Genomic DNA, 25,044 nt, shown 5'->3' on the forward strand with positions numbered 1-25,044 from the left:
TAACACGCCGGATGGCGGGATACAAACCGGAAAGGGGAAACCGAAGATGCTGCAGCGCACATTTGTGGTTTTTTTGGCTGTCCTGATGTTATTGTTCTGCGCGGTGCGGGTCACGGCACAGGAGAGCATGACCCTGCCGCCCGGCGGGCCGCGCCGGGTACCGATGCCGCTTCTTGAAGAGACGCTGGGGAATCAGTTCCAATGGATGGCAGTGACCCTGCCGCCGGAGGAATCGAAAGGCGTCCTGTTCCTAGATGGGCAGCGGCTGGAGCCCTACCGGATGATTTCCCGGGAGGAAGCGGGGAGACTGATGTTTTTCGCGGCGCCGGGCGTGCCAGTGACCATCGGGGTGGCGGCCGTTCCGGAACCACCCCGGGAAGAGATCCTGCGCATCCGCTGTATAAATCGGATTTTGTGACACATACTAGAACCGACCGGTTCGTATGAACCCAAGGAGGTAAATCATTATGATTGATAAAATCGCATTGCTTTTAACTGTCATCGGTGGCCTTAACTGGGGGCTGATCGGGATTTTCCAGATTGACGCCGTAGCCTGGCTGTTCGGCGGGCAGGGGAGTATCTTCAGCCGCATCATCTACACGGTGGTGGCCATTGCCGCCATCTGGTGCATTTCGCTCCTGTTCCGGCCCGACCCTTACGAAGCCCATAAATAAGAAAAAAAGAACCGCCCGCGGGCGGTTCTTTTTATTTGTGATTATTGAAACTGCGGGCCTTTGGCATCCGCGTTGACCGTGAGCTTCGCGGTGGAATCAACCGACTCGCCCGGACGCACCAAACGGCCGACGACAACAAAACGGGCCTGTTTGTAGTTCGCGGTGCCGGCGGCGCCGAACTTGTAGGTGCAGGTGGACATGGTGAAGATTTTGTCGCTGGCATTGACATCCACATCATAGTCATAGATCGAACGATCCTTCATTTCGGAAATCAGCTTGGTGAAATCGGTGTTGGTCATGTTGGGATGGATGTAAGCCAGGTTGGTATCGGTGTACATAACCGAAAAGACCTTAAAGGTCATGTTATCTTCGGGGGTGGAGAAGTAGAAAATCGGGTTCTGCTCGGCAAACGACTGATCGGAAAATTTGAGCAGCTGGGCAAACATGACCTCGTTCGGGTCATCCTGCGTACCGATCTGCATCGCTCCCATGTTGTGCCCGTAGATGACCGTGTTTTTCGACAGGGTATTGCGGTCGCCGAACTTGCACTCGTAATCCGCGTAGAAGCAGCCGGGGAAGTAGTCCCGCTTCTGCGTGTCGCGGCGCAGATAGAACTCGTTGTCGGTGCCCTGAACGACCTCGTTATTAATGGTGGTGTTCGGGACATTGAGCCAGCCCACGACGTCATTGTTGAGGTTATAAGCCGCGTTCAGCTTTTCAAGCACTTCTGGAGCGGGGGCTTCGGGTTTCGCGATGGACGAAAGGTCAACGTCGCCGAGCGGGTTTACGAACGGCGGGACCCCGGAGGAGGAGCTGGGTACGGAGGAGGAATCCTCATCGGACGGTTTTGCGGAACGATCACATGCCGTCATCGCGAACAGCATGACCAGCGCCAGCATCAGCGCAACAAGTCGGGTAGAAAGATGAAAATGTTTCATATACAGGCTCCTTTATGTGTACTGGATTATCTACATCATCCCGCAAAACGGGATATTGCTATACATCTTTTATGCCGGGGAGGAGTTGCTGACCGTGCCGTTGGCCGCGTCCACCTCCACAAAGGTGGAGGATTTGAGAATCTGGGTGGCGTTTTCCGCAAACACAATCACTGGAATATCCAGTGTCATGCCGACGATCGCCGCGTGAGAATTCATGCCGCCGCGCTCGGTGATGATGCCGGAAGCCTTCTTGAGGACCGGCAGCAGCGCGTTTGAGGTGTGCGGGATGACCAGGATGTCGCCGTCGTTGAAGTTGGCGAGCGCCTCTTCTTCGGTATGCGCGACGCAGACCTTGCCGACCGCGGTAAGCTTGTTGACTCCCTGACCGCTGACAAGGATATTTCCGACTACATGAACCTTGAGCAGGTTGGTGGTGCCGTTGATACCCAGCGGGACGCCCGCGGTGATCACCACAAGATCGCCGTCCTTGACGAGGCCGGCCTCCTTTGCCTGCTGAACCGCGTGGGCGAGCAAGGCGTCGGTGTTCTCCTGAATCTGCGCTTTGAGCGGCGTGACGCCCCAGGAAAGGGCGAGCTGATAATAGGTGGAATCCCGATGGGTACAGGCGATAATCGGAATATCCGGACGGTATTTTGAGATCATCCGCGCGGTCGTACCCGAAAAGGTGACCGTGATGATGGCGGTTGCGTTCAGGTCGTAGGCGGTGGTGCAGGTGGCGTGGGAAATGGCGCTCGTGACGTTCGGCACGCTGTCGCTCTCCCGCATCTGGAACCGCTTGCGGTAATGGATCGACTGCTCGGCGCGTTCGGCGATCTGCGCCATCGTGCGCACCGCCTCGATCGGGTAATCTCCTGCTGCGGTCTCGCCTGACAGCATGACGGCGCTGGTACCGTCGTAGATCGCGTTAGCCACGTCCGCGGCTTCGGCGCGGGTGGGGCGGGGGTTATGCATCATGCTCTCCAGCATCTGGGTGGCGGTGATGACCATTTTGCCCGCCTGATAGCCTTTGCGGATGAGCAGCTTCTGAAAAACCGGCACATCCTCAAATGGGACTTCGACGCCCATATCGCCGCGGGCGACCATGATGCCGTCCGAAACACGCAGGATTTCATCGATATTCTGGACGCCTTCGGCATTCTCAATCTTCGCAATGATGCGGATGGTGTTGTTGCCGTGGCGTTCCAGCAGCTGCCGGACCTCCAGGATATCGGCCGCGCAGCGGGCGAAGGAGGCGGCGATGAAATCAAAGCCGGTTTCGATCCCGAAGATGATGTCGGCGCGGTCCTTTTCACTGATATACGGCATCGAAAGCCGCACGCCGGGGACGTTGACCCCCTTGCGGTCGGAGATAATGCCGTCATTGAGCACTTCACAGTGGATCTCGGGCGGGATCACCTCGGTGACCCGCAGCGCGATCGCGCCGTCGTTCAAGAGGATGGTGTCCCCCTGCTTCACATCGTCCACCAGCCCGGAAAAGCTGATGGAAGCGCGGTTTTCGTCTCCCTCGCATTCGGCAGCGGTCAGGATGAAGGGCTTGCCTTTCCGAAGATCGGCCTTGCCGCCTTTAAAAAGGCCGAGCCGGATTTCCGGCCCCTTGGTATCGAGCAGCGTTGCAACCGGGAGGTTCAGCTCCCGGCGCAGGCGGTCGACGCAGGAAAAGTTTTCCATGTGGGTTTCGTGCGATCCGTGTGAAAAGTTGAAACGCGCCACATTCATACCGGCCCCGATCAGTGCGCGGATTTTGTCCTCGCTGTTGGAGGCCGGGCCGATGGTGCAGACAATCTTGGTTTTTCTCAAAGGACACATACACCTCTATTCAAATTCTGGGACTGTATGTATGGGGGCCGACAGAAATTTCCCCGCTGCAAAAGAAAGGATATTATTATATAATATTAATCCATTGTGGCCGCCAAAGTCAAGGACTCCGGAAGAATTGCAGTCAAATACGGGCGCGCTGGCACACACCCCCACAATATATCTTTTTCAAGTATAGCATCATTTTTTCGGGTGTCAAATTGATCGGTAAAAAATTCATAAAACCTTTAAAAAGGAAAACTGCCCGCCAAAGAATCTTTCTGCTTGCAATCTGGAAAAAGATGTGGTATTCTTTAACTGTACCAAGTGAACTAATACACAAGGAACGATTCAGAAAAGCATATGAAAAGGGGTGGAACTGTGCTGCAACTGGATTTGCAAAGCCGCCAGCCGATCTATGAGCAACTCATCCTGCGGCTGTCCGAGCTGATCGCGGTGGGCGCGCTCGCGCCGGACGCACAGCTGCCGTCGGTCAGGAACCTGGCACGGGATCTGGGCGTGAACCCAAATACTGTCCAGAAGGCGTACCAGGAGCTGGAACGGCAGGGAATCATATACTCAGTGGCTGGAAAAGGCAGTTTTATTGCATCCGGCGACCACGCGAATAAAATTCTTTGCGCGCAGAACCTCGGGAAAATCCGCGAGGCGGTCCGGGACGGCAAGCGTACCGGGCTTAGCCGCCGGCAGGTGGACGAGGTGGTCGATTCGGTTTATGAGGAGGATTTGAAACGATGATTGAGGCAAACGCGCTGGTCAAATGCTTCGGTGATTTCACGGCGCTTTCTTCGCTCACCACAACCATCCGGGACAGCTCAATCTACGGGCTGGTTGGCTCGAACGGCTCGGGAAAATCGACCTTCCTGCGGCTGGTCGCGGGTGTTTATATGCCGGATGGGGGTACCATCAGGGTGGATGGGGAAGAGGTCTACGAGAACACCGCGGTCAAAGAACGGACTTTTTTTGTGGCGGATGATCTGTATTTCCTTCCGCAGTCCAGCATGAACGACATGGCGAAGTTTTATAAGGGGATCTTCTCCGGCTTTTCGGACGAACGGTATGCAAAGCTCTGCACGATTTTCCCGCTCGATCCGAAAAAGAAGATCAATACCTTCTCAAAAGGGATGAAGCGGCAGGCCGCGCTTCTGCTGGGGCTCTCCTGCCAGCCTGACCTGCTGCTTCTGGACGAAGCGTTCGACGGGCTCGACCCGGTGATGCGCGGCGCGGTGAAGAAGTTGCTTTCGGATGACATCGCCGCCCGGGATATGACGGTCATCATCACTTCTCACAACCTGCGCGAGCTCGAGGATCTGTGCGACCACGTCGGGCTGCTGCACAAGGGGCAGATACTCTTCGAGCGGGAGATCGACGAGCTTAAGCTGGGATTTTGCAAGGTGCACGCGGCCTTTCCGCAGGGCGTGGACGACCAGATTTTCAAAAAGCTCGATATTATGCAGATGTCCCGCAGCGGAAGCCTTGTGAATCTTGTGGTGCGCGGGACGAGCGCCGACGCAGCCGCCTACCTGCTCGAACAGGGCGCGGTATTCGCGGAAGGCGTACCGCTCACGCTTGAGGAAGTATTCATTCATGAAATGGAGGCGGTCGGTTATGACTACAACAACATCATATTCTGAGCGCGGCCGGTTCCTTGGGTTGTATAAGAGCACCTTCCGCCGCAACATCGGCTTTTTTGCCCTGCTGTGCACCGTCATCGGCATCTTCTATCCGTTCCAGTACGCGATGGAGGCGTTTAAATCGGTCGACCTGGCCGCCGAGGCCATCCGCTACGACAACCCCTATTACCAATACAGTCTTGGCGGCCTTGGCCTGAACTATACCGGCATTTCCGCCTTCTTCTTCTCGGCGATCATGCTGGTCGCCCCGTTGGTGCTCGCGCTTGTGCTGAATGGCTACATGCACAGCAAAAAGGCCGCCGACGTCTACCATGCGCTGCCGCTGCGCCGCGAAACGCTGCTGGGGGTCAACTTTGCGGTCGCCATGAGCATGCTGTGGATCCCGGTGATCGTTTCAAACCTGCTTATTTCGCTGCTTCAGATCGCCAAATTCGGCTTCGATGCAGGCACATTCGGTTACCTGTGGCTGGATATGCTCGGTTGGTTCGCGGCATCCGCAACGATTTATATGGTGACCGCGTTTGTTTCGGTCTGTGTGGGTACGATATTTGACGCATTTGTGTTTGCCTGTACACTGCTTATCTCCGGACCGGTGCTCAGCGGGCTTTTTGTGGGGCTCTGCAGCGAGTTCCTCTATGGATTTACAGCCAGCGATGCCTTCATGCGGATCATTTTCCTGCTTTCGCCGCTCACCCTGATGCCCGCGCGGTTCGCGTTTGAAAACCCGTATGCGGGGATAGCGCCGCTGTCAAGATCGGTGGACGAAATCAGCGCCCTGACCGAAAGCAACATTGCTATTTTAGTCTACCTGCTGCTTGCGGCGGCGTTCTTCTTTGTGACCATGAAACTCTACCGCAAACGACCGAGCGAAACCGCAGAGACCACCACCTCGAAAGGTATCCTGCAAATCCTTATCAAGCTGATCGGTACGATGATCAGCGGCATCTGCGTTGGATTCGTATTCTATGCGATTTCGTATCCGCGCGGGCAGATGCCGTTTGTCATGTGGACGATCATCGGCGGCATCCTTGCATACGCAATTATAGAAGTGATCCTCAATCGGGGCTTTAAAACGCTGGTAAAAAGCCTGCCGCTTGGTGTGCTGATGGTGGCGGTCACTGTGGGTGGGACGCTTATCCCAATGACCGGCGCGTTTGGTTATGAAACGCGCGTGCCGGATACCGCGAAGGTGACTTCGGCTGAGATCAACTATACTGGCCGTTACGATGGATATGCTGTCCGGGTGGGTCCGGATATAGATTATGACGGGGACCTGCGTACAAACAGCCTGCGCACAGTCACGCTGACCGATCCGCAGGCCATCGATGCGATACGCGCCTTCCATACCGACGCGGTCGGGAAAGGATACGACCGCGCCGGGTACATGGAGGACAGCGACGTGCCGGTCATGTGGACCAACACGGAGATCACCTATCGGCTGCAGGGCGGCGGCAAGCTGACTCGTACCTATAATGCAGTCGACGCGGAAACCATGTCGAAGCTCGCGCCGCTCGAAACGAACGCGGAGTTCCTCACCCAGCGGCATCCGGCATTCTTTACCGATCCCTCCAACATCATTGAATGGGAAATCTCTGACCTGTACGGTAAAAACCGGGTGAAGCACCTGCTGTCGCCCGCGGATTCCAGCGCGCTGCTCGAAGCGATCCGGACGGATCTTTCCGCGATGACGCTGGATGAGCTGCGGTATCCCACTGAAACGCCGGTGGCATATCTTTCCTTCACAGCGAACCTGCCAAAGACGCCGGCTGAACGCGCGGCCAGATCCGGACAGTTCCTCATCTCCAGCGAGAAACAGCAGACCTATCAGTTCCTCAAGCAGAAGGGCCTGCTCAGCGGAATCGAGGTCGATCTCGATGACTGCGTCGCAGTGTCGGCGATTGTGGACAACGGCGCCGGCGGTGGGCGCTACCGCAACAACTATTCCGCGATCGCGCAGATGTCGCCTGGCGACTACCAGTTCTCCGCGCAGGAGCTGGAATACACCCGCGAAAACATCCGGAGTGAACGGGAAAATTGGACTGAAGAGGCGGAACGGATCGGAATGGAAGAATTCCTGCAATCCAGAGGCCGCTATGAAGTGACCGCGCTGTTTGAAAATCCGGGTGACATCCAGGCGATGGCGGACGCGATGGTCGGCAGCTATGCGGTTGGGGAACCGCTCGTCTACGCGAACTTTTATTTTGACGGCGCGGCCACCGGTACCCCGGTGCTGGTCCCGCTTTCCCGCCTGCCGGAACATATGCGCAGTCAGTTTGAAATGGAGACCTTCCTGAAAGGTTCCATTGCTCCCTGAATTTGATTCACCTCTCTCTCCAGCATAGAAAAAAGGCCCCTTCCGAAAGCTTTCGGAAGGGGCCTTTGCGCGCTCAGGACGAAAAGACGTTTTGCCGGGATGGAACCTGGGGAAAGGGCCAGCCTGTTTTCCCCTTGACGCGTGCCATCGGGCTCCAGGCGGCGAGACGGCATTGGGTTCACATCATCGGGGAGAAGAGGCGCAGGAAGGCGCGCATGATCCGGCGCAGCACCGGGACGTGCCGCAGATAGTTCTTCGGGATTTCCTGGCAGACGGTCAGAGTCTGGAGGATGTCGTCGCGTACATCGGCGATGACCCGCGCGTTATAGAAACAGACGCCGCATTCGAAATGCAGATAAAAGCTGCGGTAATCCATATTCGCGGTGCCAACAATAGCGATCTCGTCGTCCGCCACATACATCTTTGCATGGACAAACCCGGGCGTATATTCATAGATACGCACGCCGGCGTCGAGCAGCGGCTGATAAAAGGATTGGGTCGTCTCGTGCACGAACCATTTGTCCGGGACGTGCGGGGTTATAATCCGCACATCCACGCCGCTGCGCGCCGCCGACTGGAGCGCTGTGACCATCTCATTGTCGAGGATGAGGTAGGGCGTTGTAATGTAGACGTAGCGATTTGCCCGATTGATGATCTGCATATAGGTTTCTTCCGAAACGTTGATGCGGTCGAGGGGACTGTCTCCAAACGGCTGAACGAAACCGTCGCTGTCGCAGCTCAGGGTGGGACGGAAGCGCATATAGTCGTCATCGGTCGGTACGGAAAAGTTCCAGAGAGAAAGAAACATCGAGGTCAGATTCCACACCGCGTCGCCTTTGAGCATCACGCCGGTATCCTTCCAATGGCCGTGTTTTTCGTAGGTGTTGATATATTCGTCCGCAAGGTTGATGCCCCCGCAGAATCCGACGTTGCCGTCGATGACGGTGATTTTGCGGTGGTCGCGGTAATTCATCATCGAATTGAGGTGGGGACGAAACGGGTTGAAAAGCACACATTTGATCCCACGCGCGCGCAGCCTGCCCGGATAGCGGCTGGAGATGGTCTGGATCGAGCCGATGTCGTCATACATGAAACGCACGTCCACGCCTTCGGCGGCTTTTTGCGTGAGGATCTCGAGAATGGGGTCCCACATTTCCCCTTCTTCGAGGATAAAATATTCCATGAAGATGAACTTCTTTGATTTGGGCAGTTCCTCGAGCATCCGCTTCCACATATGCTCTCCAAGCGGGAAGTATTCGGCTTGGGTGCCGCGCCAAAGCGGCAGTCCGGTTGTGTTGCGCAAGAAGTTCGGAATGGTTGTGAACCGCGGGCAGGCTCCCTGCAGTTCGTCCATATAACTTTCCGGCGCGGTAAATCCGCGGCGGGTGTCCTGCTCGGCGCGCTCAATCCGCTGGGTGAGCAGCTTTGGAAGCGTTTTGTTGCCGAACATCAGATAAAAAAAGCCGCCGAAGATCGGGAAAGACATCAGAAGGATGACCCATGCGAGTTTGTAGGACGGGTTTTCGTCCTTGCTGATGAGCCAGACCACGATACCGATGCTCAGTGTGAGCAGCACCGCGTAAACGGCCGCAAAGTATTCGCTGAGCCAGATGATCGCCGCGAGCAGTACGCCGCCTTGGACAAGGATCAGAAGCGCCACAATGACCACTTTGCTGAATAGAAAGCTGAACACCGATTTAATATGCAGCTTTTTTTTATTCTTCATGGGAAGTACCCCCCTTTTTTTACCTGGATGCAACCCCTTTATTTTATCTATTATAACAGCTTTCTATCAAGATTCAAGGACGTATAAAAAGGATGGACCGGCCGCAAACCGGCGGCCGGTCCATGGACAATATTGGGAGATGTGGAGGGCGGTTGAAAAAGGCGGCCGGTTAGAGCCCGTTGGGGTTCTGCTTCGAGAAGCGCCAGCTGTCGGCGCACATGTCGTCGATGGTGCGCTGGGCCGTCCATCCGAGCAGCTCCTTGGCACGGGTGCAGTCGGCATAGGAGGTGGCGATGTCGCCGGGCCGGCGCGGGGCGATGTGATGTTTAATGGGGAAGCCGCAGGCCTTTTCAAAGGCGTGTACGACATCGAGAACCGAATAGCCGTGGCCGGTGCCGAGATTGATCGCTTCAACGACGTTTTTGTCCGCGATGTAGTCGAGCGCTTTCAGATGCCCAACCGCGAGGTCGACAACGTGGATATAGTCACGCACGCCGGTGCCGTCCGGGGTGTCGTAATCGTTGCCGTAAACAGCCAGATCATCGAGCTTTCCGGTCGCGACCTGGGAGATGTATGGCAGAAGGTTATTGGGGATGCCGTTCGGGTCTTCACCCAAAAGGCCGCTCTCATGCGCGCCAATGGGATTGAAGTACCGCAGCAGCGCCACGCTCCAGGTGGGATCGGCTTCGTGCAGGTCGGTGAGGATCTTTTCAATGAACAGTTTGGTGGTGCCGTACGGATTGGTGGTTGAAAGAGGCATATCCTCCTTGAACGGGACGGGATTGTGCATGCCGTAGACGGTGGCGGAGGAGGAAAAGACGAATTTTTTGCAGCCGAATTTCTCCATCACCTGGCAGAGCACCAGCGTGCCGGTCAGATTGTTGTGATAATATTTGAGCGGAATCTTGCAGCTTTCGCCCACTGCCTTGAGACCCGCGAAATGAATGACCGCGTCAATCTGATTCTGCGCAAAAACGCGTTCGACGCCTTCGCGGTCGAGCAGGTCGACTTCATAGGATTTGAAGCTCTTGCCGGTGATCTTTTCGATGCGGCGCAGCGCCTCCGGTTTCGAGTTTGAGAAATTGTCGAGCACGACGATGTCGCGCCCCGCCTTAAGCAGCTCCACACAGGTGTGGGAACCGATATATCCGGCTCCGCCGGTGACTAAAATAGACATAGGAAAGCCTCCTTATCATAAACGGGTGAAACGCTTTGCTTTCTGTGATTTCAGTATAGTTTCCGCCTTTGCCAATGTCAATGGATTCGAGCAATCATGCAACAAATGTCCATAAACACGCAACATTTGCGCGGAAACCGCAATCGGGTTTTTCACAGCCTTATTTTTCAGTCAGGACTTCAAGGCTTACGCCATCCGAACAGAAAACCACCGTACCGTCCCGGTCGGTGCGGTAAAGCATGATCCCAAACGAATCGAGCCGCCGCAGAATTTCGGCATGCGGGTGCCCGTAGGAATTTTCATAGCCGCAGCTCGCGACGGCGGCGGAAGGGTTGACAGCCCGCAGAAATTTTGCCTGGCTGGAGGTACTGGACCCGTGATGACCCAGCTTGAGCACGTCGGCCCGCAGTTCCCCGGCATCGTAGGCTTCCAGCAGGCTGTTTTCGCTCTCCTTTTCCGCGTCGCCGGTGAACAGGAAGGTCGTTTCGCCATAGTCGAGCCGGAAAACCAGAGATGTGTCGTTGAGCTCCTCCTGATCGTGCTCCACAGGGCCCAGCAGAGTGAGCACCGCGCCTTCCCCAAGAGCATACTGCATCCCGGTTTTTGCGCGGGTGATCCGCAGGCCTTTGTCAGCGATCGTGTCGAGCAGGATTTCATAAGTCCTGGTTGTCGGCAGGATCTCCCCGGGCACCTCCGAAAAAAGCACCTTGTCCACAGGAAATTCGCGCAGCACATCGGCCATACAGCCGATGTGATCGGCGTGCGGGTGGGTTGCGGCCAGCAGATCAATCCGCTTTACGCCCTGGCTGAAAAGATAATCGACGACTGTTTCGGCGTGGTCGGGGTCGCCTGCGTCGATCAGGACGTTCTGCCCGGCGGTCTGGATCAGGATGCTGTCCCCCTGGCCGACATCGATGAAATGCACCGACAGCCGCGCGTCGATCGGGGCGGGCGTGCCGGAAAGCCCGGCAGCCTGATAGAGCCGGTCGATGGCAGACCCGGCGTCCGGGCCGTAGGACAGGACAATCCCCATGCTGATGAGCACGAGCGTCAAAATTATAAGCAGGGTGATGGTTGACTGCTTGCGGCGCATCAGTCGTGCTCCGGCTGGTCGGGCTCGATGACGAACAGATCGTTCGGGGTGCATTCGAGAATCTGACAGAGCGCCTCGATGGTTGAATAACGGATCGAACGGGTCTCGTTATAAAGCAGGCGGTTTGCGTTCTGGCCGCTGATGCCCAGCTGTTTATAAAGCCAGTATTTACTCTTTCCCTTTTTCTTTAAAATTTCCAAAGCGTTCATGTGAATCATAAAGAATCCTCCATTTACAGTGCATCAGGCATGTTCCTGTTGGTCGGGTTCGATAACGAAAAGATCGTTCGGGGTGCATTCGAGGATCTGACAGAGCGCCTCGATGGTCGAATAACGGATCGAACGGGTTTCGTTATAAAGGATCTTATTGAGATTTTGACCACTGGTGCCAAGATGTTTTGCGAGCCAATATTTCGTCTTTCCCTTTTTCTGAAGGATTTCCAACGCATTCAATCGGATCATATAAAATCTCCCCATAGCATATTTATCAATATGATATTAATAAATACACCATTTAAACATGTAGTCCGAAAAAATATAGTAATCAATAGATTGCATAATGTTTAAATTCATGTTATACTGTAGTCGATCCACGTCGTCTCCCTAAAACGGCTGGAGCAAACGAAGGGGGCCCCACACGCCGCGCGCGTGGGGCCCCCTTCTATTCGTCGTCGATGCAAAACAGATCATTCGGCGTGCATTCAAGCACCTGGCACAGTGCTTCGATGGTCTCGAAATGGATACCTTTTGTTTTTCCATAGAGGATTTTGTTCAGGTTCTGACCGCCCATCCCCAACTGCTTGCCCAGCCAGGATCTGCTTTTTCCCTTTTGTGCAAGCAATTCCAGAATGTTAATACGTACCATATCGAAACCTTCCCATTACCGCCCGCCGCGGTTGACCTTCGCGTAGCGGCTGTTCTTTCCGGTTTTCGCCTTTCCGACCGAGCGGTCGTTGCGTTCGCGGCTACGCCCGCGGACACGTCCGTCCTGCCGCTGCTTGAGGGCTTTTTCCGTTTCGCGGCGGCGCTCGGCGTTTTTCTGCCGTTCAAGCGTTTCGCGGTCCGGCGCGATGAGGCAGTTCGGCCCGGTCCCGATGAGATCCTCACGGCCGGCCTTTTTGAGCGCCGTCATCACCGCGCGGCGGTTTTCCGGCTTGAAGTATTGGAGCAGCGAACGCTGCAGCCATTTGTCCTCCTGCGAGGAAGGGGCATAGACCGGCCGCAGGGTGTACGGGTCAAGGCCGGTATAGAACATGCAGGTCGAAACGGTGCCGGGCGTGGGATAGAAGTCCTGCACCTGCTCCGGGCGGATGCGGTTGCGTTTGAGGAACAGCGCGAGGTTGACCGCGTCCTTCAAAGTTGAACCGGGGTGGGAGGAAATCAGGTAGGGGACAAGGTACTGCTCCTTTCCAACCTGTTTGGTGAGCTTATAAAAACGCTCGGCAAACCGTTCGTACACCTCAATGTGGGGCTTTCCCATACAGTCGAGCACATTCGGGCTGCAATGCTCCGGCGCGACCTTGAGCTGGCCGCTCACATGGTGCGCGAGCAGCTCACGCATAAAGCGGTCGTCGCGTTCGAGCATCATGTAGTCGTAGCGAAGCCCGGATCGGACAAATACATGCTTGACGCCGGGCAGTTCCCGCAAATCGCGCAGGATGTCGAGATATTCGCTGTGGTCGACCTCCAGCGCCGGGCATGGCGTGGGCGCCAGACATTTGCGTTCGGCACACAGGCCTTTGGAGAGCTGCTTTTTGCAGGAGGGGTGCCGAAAGTTGGCCGACGGGCCGCCCACGTCGCTGATAATCCCCTTGAAACGGGGGTTGCGGGTGAAACTTTCGGCCTCGGCAAGGATGGATTGTTTGCTGCGGCAGGTCACGGAACGCCCTTGATGGAACGCAATTGAGCAGAAGTTGCAGTTGCCGAAGCAGCCGCGGTTGTGCATGATCGAGAATTCCACCTCTTTGATCGCGTCGACGCCGCCCTGCGCTTCATAGGAGGGATGGTACATCCGCTCGAACGGGAGCGCAAACACCGCGTCGAGTTCTTCTGTCGAGAGCGGCGGCATCGGCTCGGTCTGTATCAGAAAGAGGTTGTCGCCCTGTTTCTGGATGATCTTGCGCCCGCGCACCGCGTCCTGTTCCTCGATCTCGGTATGGGTGGCTTTCGCATAGGAAAGCTTGTTTTCCTTCACCTTTTGGAAGGAGGCGACCGAAACCGCGTCGGTGGGCAGGCCGAGCTGGTCGGTGAGGTAGCAAATCCCGCGGCAGCGGATTTCCTTTGCGGGCGTGCCGGCCGCAAGTTCCCGCGCAATGATTTCGGTCTGCTTTTCGCCCATCCCGAAGATGAGCAGGTCAGCTTTGCTGTCCAACAGGATCGAAGGCAGGACCGTGTCAGCCCAGTAGTCGTAATGGGCGAACCGGCGCATCGACGCCTCCAGCCCGCCGATCACAATCTGAGAATCGGGATAGAGTTCCCGGATTTTATTGCAATAGACGGTGGTGGCCCGGTCCGGACGGCGGCCCGCCTTGCCGCCGGGGGTATAGGCGTCGTCCGAACGTTTGCGCCTGGCAGCGGTGTAGTGCGCGACCATCGAGTCGATGTTGCCGCCAGTCACCCAGAAGCCGTATTTCGGCGCACCGAAGCGGGTATAATCGCTGTCCGAAACCGGCTGGGAGATCATTGCGACCCGGTAGCCAAGGCTTTCGAGCAGGCGGGATACGATCGCAATGCCGAAGCTCGGGTGGTCGACGTAGGCGTCGCCGGTGACGCAGATGAAATCGGCTTCGTCCCAGCCGCGGGCTTTCATTTCTTTTTGGGTGAGCGGCAAAAACATGGTATGTTCCTTTCTTTCAGTGCAGAATGAAGAGTTCCGCGGACGGCACGTGGAAGATTTGCATCAGACGAAATATGACATCCACGCCCATTTGCTGCAAATACTTTGTATTTTCGATCATTCAAATCACCTCAATCGTTATCTTACCATAAAACATATAGCGAATTCCCAATTTTAGCCATATGTGGTGAAAATATTGAGGCGACGCTTTAATTTGCGCCCTTCGCGCGCCCGGAGTTCCTTTCTTGCTTGTCCAAGAAAGGAACCAAAGAAGGACACGCGGGGACACCCCGCGGCCCCATGCGCGCGATTTCGTTGCCTGCGGCAAAGATCGCGCGCAATCTGCTCAGACGAGACGAAGTGCGCCGCGCGCGCTTCGCAATGACGCGCGGGACGGGTTTTCGCAACCGTTGCGAAAACCGGCTGCGCCGAATAAGGACAAACGGATTTTGAATGCGCGGCCCTGCGGGCCGCGCATTACGCTGTGTCCACATGGGCTTTCAACCGGTCCACGGCCGAGGAGCGTAAAACGCCGCCATCCGCCAGATTTCCCCTGGCCCGCGACCGGGGAGCGCGAAACGCTGCCGTCCGACAGATTTTCCCTGCCCCATGACCGGGGAGCGTAAAACGCCGCCATCCGCCAGATTTCCCCTGGCCCATGACCGGGGAGCGCGAAACGTCGCCATCAGTCCTGAGCTGATCGTTTCATTGGGATCGCTTGCGGCGCAGGTCTCGAAGCCTAAGAGCACGGCCGCCGCTTTGTTTTGCGGCGGTGGGGTTCCAAGGGGTTCCCCCTTGGCGTGTTCTTTGGTGACTTTCTTGCACGAGCAAGAAAGTCACCCTGCGGAGCTACTCCTGCTGAGAGAGCTTCATCTCGGCCCAGCGTTCGGGCGAGATGAGCACCTGACGGGGTTTGCTGCCTTCAAACGGGCCGACGATACCGCGCGCTTCCATCTCGTCCACGATGCGCGCAGCCCGTGCATAGCCGAGCTTCAAGCGGCGCTGAAGCAGGGAAGTGGAAGCCATGCCAGCCTCCACGACGCATTCGATCGCGGGCATGAGCATTTCGTCCTCGTCGCTGTCCCCACCGTTTGAACTGGAATCGGATGAGGAGCCTTTGCCGCCTTTGCCCGCTACGACATGGTTGTCGATCTCCTGCACGATACTGTCATCGTAGTCGGCGGTGGCGTCGTTTTTGATAAATGCGATGACGTTTTCAATCTCCTCGTCGGTGACAAAGCAGCCCTGCACGCGCACCGGTTTGGGCGCGCCCACCGGGTTAAAGAGCATGTCGCCGCGTCCGAGCAGCTTCTCCGCGCCGCCCATATCAAGGATGGTGCGGCTGTCAACCTGCGACGAAACCGCGAAGGCGATACGTGAAGGAATATTCGCTTTGATGACGCCGGTGATGACATCGACCGAAGGCCGCTGGGTCGCGATGATCAGGTGCATGCCCGCGGCGCGGGCCATCTGCGCGAGGCGGCAGATGTAATCCTCAATCTCATTGGGCGCGGCCATCATGAGGTCGGCCAGCTCGTCGATGATGATGACCACCTGCGGGAGTTTCTGCATGCCTTCGGTCTTTTCGGCCAGGTGGTTATAGGAGCTGAGATCGCGCACAGAGTTGTCCGCGAAGAGTTTGTATCGCTTGAGCATTTCAGTGACCGCCCAGGAGAGCGCGCCCGCCGCTTTTTTTGGATCGGTGACGACCGGCACAAGCAGCTGTGGAATACCGTTGTAGACGCCAAGCTCAACCACCTTTGGGTCGATCATGAGGAACCGCACCTCGTCGGGCGTGGATTTATAGAGCAGGGAAATGATGATCGAGTTGATGCAGACCGATTTGCCCGAGCCGGTCGAACCCGCGATCAGCAGATGCGGCATCTTACCGATGTCCGCCACAGTGGTGTTGCCCGCAATGTCCCGGCCAAGCGCCACGGTGAGCTTGCTTTTCGCGTCCATGAATTCGGAAGAATCGATGATTTCACGAATCGAAACCGCGCTGATGACCTTGTTCGGCACCTCGATGCCAACCGCGGCCTTGTTGGGGATCGGCGCTTCAATACGCACGCCCGCCGCCGCAAGATTCAGGGCAATGTCGTCCGCAAGGCCTGTGATCCGGCTGATTTTTACACCGGCGGACGGCTGAAGCTCATAACGGGTGACGGCCGGGCCGCGGGAGATATCCACAATGCGGGTCTGCACGCCGAAGGAAGCGAGCGTATCGACCAGCCGCTGGGCGTTCTGCTTCATTTCGTCGGTCACATTCGAACCGGCCTTCTGGCGCGGTTCGCGCAAAAGTCCGAGCGATGGTTTTATGTAGATTGGCTGGACAGGGATCGAAGCTTCCTGTGCCAGCTCAAGCTGGATGCCCTCATCCGGTTTGCCTTTATCGGCAGGCGGCTCGGAAGGGGCGGCCTGACCGGGCTCGGGATGTTCAAGCGGAACCGGGTCGTCGTCGAGCAACGGCGGCAGGTTCAGGCTGCTTGAGAAGGTCTCCTCCGACGCTTTTTCCAAAACGGATTCCGGCACGGAAACCACTTCGGGCTGTATGGGCTCGTCCGCCTTGAAGGCGAATTTGCCAGTTTCGGTTGCTGCCTTATGTACCAGCTCATCAATCGAAGGTTCGGGAGACGGCACGAACTGCATCGGCTCGTCCGAAACCGAAAGGGAGAAGCCGCCGACCGCGTCCGGCTCAAAGTTGTCGTCGAGCGGAATGTCAATGTCAAATTTGGGCGCATGCTGTGCGGGAGCGTCCGCCAAAGCAACCTGCGGAGCCGCAGCGGCAGGGATGCCTTCGGCCGCCGCAGGCTGCGCAGGCTCATCGGAAGCCGGCTGATTTTTACCGCGCCGGGGAGGCTCGTCGAGCGGGATGTCGATTGTGCGTTTTTTCTGCGCGGGTGCGGCTGCGCGCTGCGCACGGCGCTCCTCCTGACGCTGCATCTGTTCGGCATAGGACTCGCCGATCTTCTGAACCGGCTTATGCGCGGCGCGCGCAAGCCCGATAAGCGTGCCGCCGGTCATCAGCATGATAAGCACAAAGAGTGCGAGGACGATGATGATGCCCGCACCGAGCTTGTCAAAAAATGTAAGGAGCGGAAGCCCGACCACCGCGCCGACAAAACCGCCGCTTTCGCCCTTGATGCCCATGAGGATCGATTCGATGAGCATGTCCATCACATGCGCGTCCTCGGTGACCGGCGCGCCCATCTTGAAGATCTGCCACGCGCCGCAGAAAAAGACAACAAGCAGGCCTCCTTCCCAGGCGCGGGCGGCGACCGGCTTGTCCTGCGTATCAAGGACGGCTATGTAGATGAGCAGTGCTGCCACCGCAATGGCGCCGCATCCAAAGATGCCAAACAGGGTGTTATGCAGCCATTGCCAGACACTGGCCCCTTCGATCAAAGTGAGCGCCCCCACCAGGATACCGACGGCGAAGAGCACCAGCGCGCGCATCTGTTTGCGGGCGCGCTGCTGGGCCGCGTTGCGTTTGCGGGTCGCGGCGCTTTTCGAGCGGGAGCGCGTGGATGATTTTGTAGCCATGAACAGTCCTCCGATGCAAAAGAGAGTTTCAAAAAAGCAAAAAAGGCATTATGCCCCTAGGAAGAAGCCCCGGACGGCATAGCCGGTGAAATGGTCAATGGCGCCGACCGTCAGGACAACCATGCCGAGCACAAGGGTGTAGTATCCAAAATATTTGAGTTTATTGCCCCTGACGACCCACTGCACCAGCTTGATCGACAGGATGCCGAAGATGACCGAGCTTAAAAGCCCCATAATAATGACCGGCGCGGAGAGGGAAGACCCCTCCCGGACCGCGTCGCCCACCTCGAGGACGATCGCGCCGAGCACCGCCGGGATACCCAGGATGAACGAATAGGCCACCGCATAGGAACGCTCCAGTCCGCAGAGCAGTCCGGCCGAGATGGTCGAGCCGGAGCGGGAGATTCCCGGCATGGTGGCAATCACCTGCGCGGCGCCAATGAAGAGCGCGTCCTTGGGGCCCATCGTAAGCGCGTCTTTGCGGCCGGGGCGCTCCTTTGCCGCGAAGAGCAGCATTGCTCCGGTGAGCAGGAAACAGAAACCTTCCACCGTGATGTCGGTGTCGGTCGAGAATCCGGAAATGAAATCTTTAAAGAGCAGCATCAGCCCAAGCGGCACCAGCGACAGGAATAAGAACAGCAGCATCCGCCGGGCTGAGGACATGTTTTTTGCGGAGAACTTTCCGGTGAGAAGATCGCGTACAAGGGTAACAAGCGCGATCAGCAGCTTCCAGAGCGTCCCCCAGAAGCAGATGATCACCGCGATGAGGGTGCCCGCGTGCAGTAAAATCGAGAACAGAAAGCCGCTCTCGCTGTTGTTGCCGGTGAAATACTGGAACAGGGAAAGGTGTCCCGAGCTGGACACCGGAAGAAATTCGGTCAGCCCCTGCAGAAGCCCCTGCAGGAACGCTTCCAAAATTGTCATAAGCCTTTTAGCTCCTTATTTTGTCAGTTTAGGATCTGCCCGGGGGAATAACGGGGATCAAGATAGTCGCGCGGATTGGTCGAGATGAGACGCGAGACGGTGAATTTTCCGTTTTGTGAAACGCCCTCAATATAAGCGTTATGCACCGGGCGGTAGGAGTATTCCACCGCGTCCTGTCCGCCCAGGATCATCTCGGCCGGAACAATCGTATAGAGGAACATCTCAGTCCCTCCCTTCAATCATGGCATAGAGTGCTTCGATCACGTCAGAAACGCCGCCGAGCGAATCGATGAGCCCTTCGTCCACGGCGGACTGCCCGTCGAGCACGGTGCCCACGTCCATCACGAGCTCGTCCTTGTTCATCATGAGCTGGCGGAACCGTTCGCCGGTGATGTTCGAGTTGTCGGTGACGAATTTGACGATTCGTTCCTGCATCTTGTCAAAATATGAGAGGGTCTGCGGCACGCCAAGCACCAACCCGTTCATCCGCACCGGATGCACCGTCATGGTCGCGGATGGGACGATGAAGCTCTTGCGGGCGCTCACCGCGAGCGGCACGCCAATCGAATGGCCGCCGCCGAGCACGAGCGAGACGGTCGGCTTCTTCATGCCGGAGAGCAGTTCCGCGATTGCGAGCCCCGCTTCGACGTCGCCACCGACCGTATTGAGGATGATGACGAGCCCTTCGATCTCTGGGTCCTGCTCGACCGCGAGCAGCTGCGGGATCACATGCTCGTACTTTGTGGTTTTGTTTTGCGCGGGCAGGATATAATGCCCCTCGATCTGCCCGATGATGGTCAGGCAGTGTATGACGTGCTTGCCCTTTTTGCTGGTCACGCCGCCTGTCTCAATGATCTGCTGGGTCTGCTCGGACAGGTTTGGGTTATTTTCCTGACCCTCCTGGGTCCCCGGGGCCTCCTGGCCTTCGCCTTCGGGCGCATTGTCGTTGTCCTGCATAAATTTTTGCTGTTCGCTGGCTTTCAAATCGATAACCTCCTTCAAATTGGTAACGAGGTTATCTTTGCCGGTTCTTCACCGGTCTATGCCTGCCAAAACAGCGGACCGTGCAACAAAACATACAATATCATTATAACATTCATGGATAGATTGTCAAACGAACAAGCGCGAAAAAAGGGACCGCATACGCGGTCCCACGGGCGGCTCAGCCGTCCATGACCTCGATCGAATTGAGGCCGCTTTTCATCACGAGCCTGCGCAGCGGCGGGGAATACATAAACGGGCATTTGAGCAGTTTTAGAGAGAGCTTTGCCCGCAGACGCAGGGTGGCGGCGCGGTAACGTCCGTTGGGGTCGCCCTGCGGTGCCGCGAGCACCCGCGCGAGCATGACAGCGCTCAAAATCGCGCTGCTGATGCCTTCGAGCGAGCTTGGGCTGATGAATCCGGCCGCCTCCCCGATGAGGAAGGCGTTGTCGCGTCCACAGCAGAACTGCCCGGGCGAAGCGGGACGCAGCACCCGGCAGGCTTCGGTTCGCTTCGGTTCGCCCAGATGAATTCCAACACTTTCCAGTTTGCGCTTCTGACGCTCAAACCGTTCGCGGCAGCCTTTGGCGGGATACGCCCCGCCGAATATAAGGCTGCCGTCCTTTGAAAGCGCCCAGGAGTAGCAGTCGGTGTTTTCGGAATCAAACACGCAGGAATAAAACGGCGTGGTGTGGGTGTCCGCAAACCACTGCTGGATCGAGACGTAGCTGCGCAGTTTTTTATGCGGGTAGAGAACCTCCCGCACCAGCGAATTGGCGCCGTCCGCGCCGACAAGGCGGGCGGCTTCGATGGTTTGCTCCCGGCCATCCCGCCAAAAACGCACCCGCCAGCCTCCGGGGATTTTTTCCACCGCGCGGCAGGCAGCATTCGTAAACAGGTCGACCTGCGGCGGGATGAGCCCGCGCAGCCAAAGGTCAAACCGATGGCGGTCGAGATTTACATAAAAACGCTGGTAATAGCGGGTGACACCGGTATCGAGATCGATCGTGCGCACCGAAAAGATCTGCGGGTCGACGATCAGCTCGCGCGGCAGAGTGAGGCCGAGACAGGCAAGCGCCTTCTGCGCGTCCGGCGCGAGCAGGCCGCCGCACGGCTTGCGAAAGCCGTTCTCCGGCGAATCCTTGCGGTCGATCGCCGCGACGCGCATCCGGGGCCCGAGCAGGCGCGCCAGTGTGGAGCCCGCAGGGCCGAGCCCTACGATGGCCAGATCATACATATGCATCTGCTCCCGATGATGTATTTTTTCAATAGTTGGAAAGCCCCTTGAGGGATTCGTCATGCACGACCCACTCGTCCGCCACGTTGATGACGCGGAATTCCTCCTTGTCGTCGCGGATGATCACGGTGGAGATGCCAGCGTTGATGATGAGGCGGGTGCACATTGAGCAGGGACAGGCATTGCGGACATATTCACCGGTGTCATATTCCTTGCCGACCAGGTAAAGCGTAGCGCCGAGCATCTGCTCGCGGGAGGCGTGGATGATCGCGTTCATTTCGGCGTGTACCGAGCGGCAGAGTTCATATCGCTCGCCGCGCGGGACGTTGAGCTTGGAGCGGGTGCAGTAGCCCAAATCGGAACAGTTTTCCCGCCCGCGCGGCGCGCCGACATAGCCGGTCGAAACGATCTGGTCGTTTTTCACGATGATCGCGCCGAAGTTGCGCCGCAGGCAGGTGCCGCGCGAGGCGACCGTCTCGGCAATATCCAAATAATAGTTTATTTTATCGCGTCTTGCCATCTATCTTCACTTCCTTTATAATGATGAAAGGTATGGAGCTGGTCATTGATTTTATTCTACTATACCGCGGCGGCCTGTGCAAGCTCCTTTTTTATTTCCTGCAAAACCAAATCCAGTTCCTGGAGGATTTTATGGACAACCTTTCCAATATTGGCGTGATACGAGACGTATTGTCGCGCCACGGTTTTACATTCAGTAAAGCGCTCGGGCAGAATTTCCTTGTCAACCCGACCGTCTGCCCGCGCATGGCCGAGCTTGGCGGCGCGAAAGCAGGCGTCGGAGTTATTGAAATCGGAGCGGGCGTCGGTGTGCTGACCGCCGAGCTTGCCAAACGCGCGGACAAAGTCGTCTGTATCGAAATTGATGCCCGGCTGCTGCCGGTGCTCGCGGAAACGCTCGCGGGCTACCAAAACGTCGAGATCGTGAATGCGGATGTGATGCGGGTCGACCTGCACGCGCTCATCGCGGAAAAGTTTTCCGGCATGGAGGTGGTTGTCTGCGCGAATCTGCCGTACTACATCACCTCGCCGATCATTATGAGCCTGCTCGAGCAGCGCCTGCCGGTCAAATCGATCACCGTGATGGTGCAGAAGGAGGCCGCGCAGCGGCTCTGCGCCGAACCCGCCACCCGCGAGGTTGGCGCGGTCACAATCGCTGTGCGGTACTACAGCGTCCCGAAGGTGCTCTTTCAGGTGTCACGCGGGTCGTTTATGCCGTCGCCCGACGTGGACAGTACGGTCATCCGGCTGGATATCCGGGAGCGGCCGCAATACGACGTGGGGGATGAAAAGGCTTTCTTCGCGGTGGTGAAGGCGGCTTTTTCCCAACGCCGTAAAACGATCCTGAACTGTCTGGCAAGCGGGCTTTCGCTTGCGAAGCCGGACGCCGCCGCGCTGCTCGAAACGGCGGGGGTGCCGGGCACGGCACGCGCCGAGCAGCTCACGATGGAACAGTTCGCGGCGCTTTCCCGCGCCGCAAAGGAGATGAAACGATGAAACTGACAAAACGCAGGATCCTGTCCATTGTGATCGCGGCTGTTACCCTCATCGCGACCGGGGCGTATTACACAATGGTTTACCACTATACGGCGAAACCGGAATCGCTGACCGAGGCGCTCACGGAATATACCGGCATGCCGGTGGAGATAGCCGGGACCGAGGAGGCTGGCAACCGGCTGTTCGTGCTCTTCAAGGACCCGGGCGGCGGCCCGATGATGGGCTACGCGCTTTTCGACCGGGGGATGAACACCCTTTACCGGCCGGTCAGCGCCGGCTACGGCAATTCGATCGGCGTGGAGGTCTATCCCTTCACCGCTTCGGGCAAACGGAAGGTCGCGGTCTGCGGCGTGAACGCCGACCCGCGCGCGGTGGCCTACGAGGTCATTACGGTGGACGAGGAACCGCCGCAGGTGGTGTTTTCCGGAGAGATTGCCGAACGGGATTTCGTCGATATTTATGAGCACCCGAAAACGGAGGGACTCTGGCGCGGCCTACGGCTTCTTGACGCGGATGGGAACGACCTCGCTCCCGAACTGTACGCGTCAGGGATGGCGGACGGGCCGGGCACCGGGATTGGGACAGCCGAGCTTTTCATGACAGATATTTTTTGCATCCTCATCCTGTTGGTTGGATTCGTTGTGGCAAAATATTTCTGGGACGAAAAACAATTGCCGGAGGACAAAAAGGAATAGAGAAACGGCCCCGCTTCTCAGAAGCGGGGCCGTTTTGGTTTGAAATCAGGATTTCTCGTCAGCATAAAACTGGTTCATCCGGTAGCAAAGGGTCATAAGGCTGTCCCCAAGATGCACGTTTTCGACCACGACGTTCTCGAAATTAAGCAGCAGATCGTAGTGGGAGAAGTTCCAGAAGCAGTTGATGCCGAGGTTTTTGAGCCGCTCGGCCGTTTCATAAGCCACCTCGCGCGGGATGCAGAGGATCGCGGCGCGGGGATGATTTTCCCGGCAGAAGTCTTCGAGTTCGGTGGTGTCCCGCACGGTATGTTCCCGGATCTTCTGCCCGATGACCGTGGGGGAGTTGTCGAAAATCCCCACGAGCTTAAAACCGCTGGTGTCGAAGTTCATATGCTTTGCAAGCGTGCGGCCGAGATTTCCCGCGCCGATCAGGATGATGTCGGCCTGTTTATTGAGGCCGAGGATGTTCCCGATTTCCTTATAAAGCGCGGCGACGTTGTAACCGTAACCCTGCTGGCCGAATCCGCCGAAGCAGTTGAGATCCTGTCGGATCTGGGAGGCGGTGAGCTGCATGAGCTGTGCAAGCTCCCGCGAAGAGATACGGGTGACATCCTTTTTCAGAAGGTCGCCCAAAAAGCGATAGTAGCGCGGCAGACGCCGGATAACCGACAGTGAAACGCCCTCATGCTTTGGCATAGACACAAACACCCTTCCTGTGTAGATTTCCTTGTGTGCCGGGCGGATCAGAGGCTCGCTACGGTATCCATGACATAATTGCCGAATTCCTCGCAGGTGCAGCCGGTGTCGCGGCCGGTGATGGTGAGCTTTTTCTCCTCGTACATGCAGACGTCCAGCGCACGGTCGAGCTTATCCGCCTGCGCCTGGAAGCCGATGTGGCTCAGCAGCAGCACCGCTGCGCGCAGCATCGAGCAGGGATCGGCATATTTGCCGCGGCCTTCCTTGATCATACGCGGCGCGGAGCCGTGGATCGCCTCAAACATCGCGTAGCGTTTGCCGATGTTGGCGCTGCCCGCGGTACCGACGCCGCCCTGGAACTCGGCGGCTTCATCGGTGATGATGTCGCCGTAGAGGTTCGGAAGTACAAATACCTTGAAATCACGGCGGCGCTTCTGGTCAATCAGTTTTGCGGTCATGATGTCAATATACCAGTCGTCGGTGGAGATGTCCGGATACTCCTTGGCGATGTTCTGGCAGAGTTTGAGGAACTTGCCGTCGGTCGTCTTGACGATGTTGGCCTTGGTGACGATTGAAACGCGGTCTTTGTGGTTTTTCTTGGCATAGTCGAAAGCGAGCCGCGCGATGCGTTCGGTGCCTTCGGTGGTGGTGACGACAAAGTCGAACGCGACCTCGTCGTCGACATTCACGCCGCAGGAGCCGAGCGTGTATGCGCCTTCGGTATTCTCACGGAAGAAGGTCCAGTCGATGCCTTCGCTCGGGACTTTGACCGGGCGGACGTTCGCGAACAGGTCAAGCTCCTTGCGCATCGCAACGTTGGCCGATTCGATATTTGGCCAGGGATCGCCCGCTCGCGGGGTGGTGGTGGGGCCTTTGAGGATGACGTGGCATTTTTTGAGTTCCGCGAGCACGTCGTCCGGGATAGCTTTGCCGACGGCGGCGCGGTTTTCGATGGTGAGGCCGTCGATCTGCTTAAATTCCACACGGCCGGCGGCCACTTCATCCGCCAGCAGGTGCTTTAATACGCGGGCGGCTTCATTGGTGATAATGGGGCCGATGCCGTCGCCGCCGCAGACACCGATGACGATCTTATCGAGATGTTCGTAATCCACGAAGTCCTTAGTTGCTTTAATGCGCTCATTGCGCGCAAGCTGGGCCTCTACCAGCGCGGCAAAATGTTCGACAGCCGCTTGTACTTTCTGATCCAATGCAAGTCCTCCTATGATTCA

The 25,044-nt window shown here is 57.3% G+C and carries 24 protein-coding genes; 7 read left to right on the plus strand and 17 right to left on the minus strand.

The features are described from left to right. The first annotated feature begins 46 nt into the window (after positions 1–46). Positions 47–418: a hypothetical protein gene (locus BN4275_RS03325; protein WP_066453850.1), complete on the plus strand. Its 372-nt coding sequence runs from the start codon at positions 47–49 to the stop codon at positions 416–418. A 49-nt stretch (positions 419–467) separates the two neighbouring features. Beyond that, positions 468–674: a DUF378 domain-containing protein gene (locus tag BN4275_RS03330; RefSeq protein ID WP_066453853.1), complete on the plus strand. Its 207-nt coding sequence runs from the start codon at positions 468–470 to the stop codon at positions 672–674. 41 nt (positions 675–715) lie between these two features. On the opposite strand, the gene BN4275_RS03335 is transcribed toward BN4275_RS03330, so the two are convergent. Next, entirely contained in the window at positions 716–1,612 is an 897-nt protein-coding gene (locus BN4275_RS03335) for a class B sortase (RefSeq protein ID WP_066453856.1), read from the minus strand. Between the two features lie 69 nt (positions 1,613–1,681). Continuing rightward, a complete protein-coding gene (gene pyk, locus BN4275_RS03340) occupies positions 1,682–3,439 on the minus strand; it encodes a pyruvate kinase (protein ID WP_066453859.1) in 1,758 nt (585 codons plus the stop codon). A gap of 369 nt (positions 3,440–3,808) precedes the next feature. On the opposite strand from pyk, the gene BN4275_RS03345 reads away from it, so the two are divergent. The 3 genes from BN4275_RS03345 to BN4275_RS03355 are packed head-to-tail and all read left to right on the plus strand — an operon-like array spanning position 3,809 to position 7,393. Beyond that, on the plus strand, positions 3,809–4,183 hold the full coding sequence (locus tag BN4275_RS03345) for a GntR family transcriptional regulator (protein ID WP_079988034.1): 375 nt from the start codon (positions 3,809–3,811) through the stop codon (positions 4,181–4,183). Continuing rightward, positions 4,180–5,079: an ABC transporter ATP-binding protein gene (locus tag BN4275_RS03350; RefSeq protein ID WP_066453864.1), complete on the plus strand. Its 900-nt coding sequence runs from the start codon at positions 4,180–4,182 to the stop codon at positions 5,077–5,079. Before BN4275_RS03345 ends, BN4275_RS03350 begins: the two co-directional genes overlap by 4 nt. Continuing rightward, complete coding sequence (locus BN4275_RS03355) at positions 5,054–7,393, plus strand: DUF6449 domain-containing protein (protein WP_066453866.1); 2,340 nt, start codon at positions 5,054–5,056, stop codon at positions 7,391–7,393. The genes BN4275_RS03350 and BN4275_RS03355 overlap by 26 nt, the downstream gene beginning before the upstream one ends. A 178-nt stretch (positions 7,394–7,571) precedes the next feature. On the opposite strand, the gene cls is transcribed toward BN4275_RS03355, so the two are convergent. The 13 genes from cls to BN4275_RS03420 all read right to left on the minus strand — a co-directional run bounded on the left by cls (position 7,572) and on the right by BN4275_RS03420 (position 21,429). Further along, positions 7,572–9,119, minus strand: a complete 1,548-nt coding sequence (cls, locus tag BN4275_RS03360) for a cardiolipin synthase (protein ID WP_066453869.1) — start codon at positions 9,117–9,119, stop codon at positions 7,572–7,574. Positions 9,120–9,288: 169 nt separating this feature from the next. Continuing rightward, positions 9,289–10,296: a UDP-glucose 4-epimerase GalE gene (gene galE / locus BN4275_RS03365; protein ID WP_066453873.1), complete on the minus strand. Its 1,008-nt coding sequence runs from the start codon at positions 10,294–10,296 to the stop codon at positions 9,289–9,291. Between the two features lie 160 nt (positions 10,297–10,456). Next, positions 10,457–11,389: a ComEC/Rec2 family competence protein gene (locus BN4275_RS03370; protein WP_066453876.1), complete on the minus strand. Its 933-nt coding sequence runs from the start codon at positions 11,387–11,389 to the stop codon at positions 10,457–10,459. Beyond that, positions 11,389–11,607, minus strand: a complete 219-nt coding sequence (locus tag BN4275_RS03375) for a helix-turn-helix domain-containing protein (RefSeq protein ID WP_066453878.1) — start codon at positions 11,605–11,607, stop codon at positions 11,389–11,391. The genes BN4275_RS03370 and BN4275_RS03375 overlap by 1 nt, the downstream gene beginning before the upstream one ends. A gap of 24 nt (positions 11,608–11,631) precedes the next feature. Further along, positions 11,632–11,850, minus strand: a complete 219-nt coding sequence (locus BN4275_RS03380; protein WP_066453881.1) for a helix-turn-helix domain-containing protein — start codon at positions 11,848–11,850, stop codon at positions 11,632–11,634. 199 nt (positions 11,851–12,049) lie between these two features. Further along, positions 12,050–12,253: a helix-turn-helix domain-containing protein gene (locus BN4275_RS03385; protein WP_066453883.1), complete on the minus strand. Its 204-nt coding sequence runs from the start codon at positions 12,251–12,253 to the stop codon at positions 12,050–12,052. 15 nt (positions 12,254–12,268) lie between these two features. Next, positions 12,269–14,224, minus strand: coding sequence for a YgiQ family radical SAM protein (locus BN4275_RS03390; RefSeq protein WP_079988036.1), 1,956 nt, complete (start codon positions 14,222–14,224; stop codon positions 12,269–12,271). A gap of 849 nt (positions 14,225–15,073) precedes the next feature. Then, the gene (locus BN4275_RS03395; RefSeq protein ID WP_066453885.1) at positions 15,074–17,767 is read right to left on the minus strand and encodes an FtsK/SpoIIIE family DNA translocase; all 2,694 of its coding nucleotides are present in this window, start codon (positions 17,765–17,767) and stop codon (positions 15,074–15,076) included. Positions 17,768–17,815: 48 nt separating this feature from the next. Next, entirely contained in the window at positions 17,816–18,691 is an 876-nt protein-coding gene (locus BN4275_RS03400) for an undecaprenyl-diphosphate phosphatase (RefSeq protein ID WP_066453887.1), read from the minus strand. A gap of 23 nt (positions 18,692–18,714) precedes the next feature. Beyond that, positions 18,715–18,912, minus strand: a complete 198-nt coding sequence (locus tag BN4275_RS03405) for a YlzJ-like family protein (RefSeq protein WP_066453891.1) — start codon at positions 18,910–18,912, stop codon at positions 18,715–18,717. A gap of 1 nt (position 18,913) precedes the next feature. Next, positions 18,914–19,648, minus strand: a complete 735-nt coding sequence (locus BN4275_RS03410; RefSeq protein ID WP_079988087.1) for a ClpP family protease — start codon at positions 19,646–19,648, stop codon at positions 18,914–18,916. A 205-nt stretch (positions 19,649–19,853) separates the two neighbouring features. Further along, positions 19,854–20,909, minus strand: coding sequence for an FAD-binding protein (locus BN4275_RS03415; RefSeq protein WP_278276512.1), 1,056 nt, complete (start codon positions 20,907–20,909; stop codon positions 19,854–19,856). Between the two features lie 28 nt (positions 20,910–20,937). Further along, positions 20,938–21,429, minus strand: a complete 492-nt coding sequence (locus tag BN4275_RS03420) for a deoxycytidylate deaminase (RefSeq protein ID WP_066453902.1) — start codon at positions 21,427–21,429, stop codon at positions 20,938–20,940. A gap of 131 nt (positions 21,430–21,560) precedes the next feature. Between BN4275_RS03420 and rsmA the strand changes: the two genes are divergently transcribed. Further along, positions 21,561–22,424, plus strand: a complete 864-nt coding sequence (gene rsmA, locus BN4275_RS03425) for a 16S rRNA (adenine(1518)-N(6)/adenine(1519)-N(6))-dimethyltransferase RsmA (protein ID WP_066454967.1) — start codon at positions 21,561–21,563, stop codon at positions 22,422–22,424. Beyond that, complete coding sequence (locus tag BN4275_RS03430; RefSeq protein WP_066453909.1) at positions 22,421–23,119, plus strand: hypothetical protein; 699 nt, start codon at positions 22,421–22,423, stop codon at positions 23,117–23,119. The genes rsmA and BN4275_RS03430 overlap by 4 nt, the downstream gene beginning before the upstream one ends. A gap of 45 nt (positions 23,120–23,164) precedes the next feature. Here the strand turns inward: BN4275_RS03430 and BN4275_RS03435 are convergent, their stop codons facing one another. Together BN4275_RS03435 and BN4275_RS03440 are read right to left on the minus strand one after the other, a co-directional pair. After that, positions 23,165–23,815, minus strand: a complete 651-nt coding sequence (locus BN4275_RS03435; RefSeq protein ID WP_066453912.1) for a redox-sensing transcriptional repressor Rex — start codon at positions 23,813–23,815, stop codon at positions 23,165–23,167. Between the two features lie 47 nt (positions 23,816–23,862). Further along, positions 23,863–25,023 (minus strand): isocitrate/isopropylmalate family dehydrogenase, encoded by a 1,161-nt coding sequence (locus tag BN4275_RS03440; protein WP_066453915.1) that lies wholly within the window; start codon positions 25,021–25,023, stop codon positions 23,863–23,865. Positions 25,024–25,044: the final 21 nt, after the last annotated feature.

The sequence above is a fragment of the Anaerotruncus rubiinfantis genome (assembly GCF_900078395.1).
GTDB classification, from domain to species: Bacteria; Bacillota; Clostridia; order Oscillospirales; family Ruminococcaceae; genus Anaerotruncus; species Anaerotruncus rubiinfantis.

Bases quoted from the DNA above. Each gene is read 5' to 3' on its own strand.
- BN4275_RS03325 (WP_066453850.1), top strand. From the start codon at position 47: ATGCTGCAGCGCACATTTGTGGTTTTTTTGGCTGTCCTGATGTTATTG.
- BN4275_RS03330 (WP_066453853.1), top strand. From the start codon at position 468: ATGATTGATAAAATCGCATTGCTTTTAACTGTCATCGGTGGCCTTAAC.
- BN4275_RS03335 (WP_066453856.1), bottom strand. From the start codon at position 1,612: ATGAAACATTTTCATCTTTCTACCCGACTTGTTGCGCTGATGCTGGCG.
- pyk (WP_066453859.1), bottom strand. From the start codon at position 3,439: ATGTGTCCTTTGAGAAAAACCAAGATTGTCTGCACCATCGGCCCGGCC.
- BN4275_RS03350 (WP_066453864.1), top strand. From the start codon at position 4,180: ATGATTGAGGCAAACGCGCTGGTCAAATGCTTCGGTGATTTCACGGCG.
- BN4275_RS03355 (WP_066453866.1), top strand. From the start codon at position 5,054: ATGACTACAACAACATCATATTCTGAGCGCGGCCGGTTCCTTGGGTTG.
- cls (WP_066453869.1), bottom strand. From the start codon at position 9,119: ATGAAGAATAAAAAAAAGCTGCATATTAAATCGGTGTTCAGCTTTCTA.
- galE (WP_066453873.1), bottom strand. From the start codon at position 10,296: ATGTCTATTTTAGTCACCGGCGGAGCCGGATATATCGGTTCCCACACC.
- BN4275_RS03370 (WP_066453876.1), bottom strand. From the start codon at position 11,389: ATGCGCCGCAAGCAGTCAACCATCACCCTGCTTATAATTTTGACGCTC.
- BN4275_RS03375 (WP_066453878.1), bottom strand. From the start codon at position 11,607: ATGATTCACATGAACGCTTTGGAAATTTTAAAGAAAAAGGGAAAGAGT.
- BN4275_RS03380 (WP_066453881.1), bottom strand. From the start codon at position 11,850: ATGATCCGATTGAATGCGTTGGAAATCCTTCAGAAAAAGGGAAAGACG.
- BN4275_RS03385 (WP_066453883.1), bottom strand. From the start codon at position 12,253: ATGGTACGTATTAACATTCTGGAATTGCTTGCACAAAAGGGAAAAAGC.
- BN4275_RS03390 (WP_079988036.1), bottom strand. From the start codon at position 14,224: ATGTTTTTGCCGCTCACCCAAAAAGAAATGAAAGCCCGCGGCTGGGAC.
- BN4275_RS03395 (WP_066453885.1), bottom strand. From the start codon at position 17,767: ATGGCTACAAAATCATCCACGCGCTCCCGCTCGAAAAGCGCCGCGACC.
- BN4275_RS03400 (WP_066453887.1), bottom strand. From the start codon at position 18,691: ATGACAATTTTGGAAGCGTTCCTGCAGGGGCTTCTGCAGGGGCTGACC.
- BN4275_RS03405 (WP_066453891.1), bottom strand. From the start codon at position 18,912: ATGTTCCTCTATACGATTGTTCCGGCCGAGATGATCCTGGGCGGACAG.
- BN4275_RS03410 (WP_079988087.1), bottom strand. From the start codon at position 19,648: ATGCAGGACAACGACAATGCGCCCGAAGGCGAAGGCCAGGAGGCCCCG.
- BN4275_RS03415 (WP_278276512.1), bottom strand. From the start codon at position 20,909: ATGTATGATCTGGCCATCGTAGGGCTCGGCCCTGCGGGCTCCACACTG.
- BN4275_RS03420 (WP_066453902.1), bottom strand. From the start codon at position 21,429: ATGGCAAGACGCGATAAAATAAACTATTATTTGGATATTGCCGAGACG.
- rsmA (WP_066454967.1), top strand. From the start codon at position 21,561: ATGGACAACCTTTCCAATATTGGCGTGATACGAGACGTATTGTCGCGC.
- BN4275_RS03430 (WP_066453909.1), top strand. From the start codon at position 22,421: ATGAAACTGACAAAACGCAGGATCCTGTCCATTGTGATCGCGGCTGTT.
- BN4275_RS03435 (WP_066453912.1), bottom strand. From the start codon at position 23,815: ATGCCAAAGCATGAGGGCGTTTCACTGTCGGTTATCCGGCGTCTGCCG.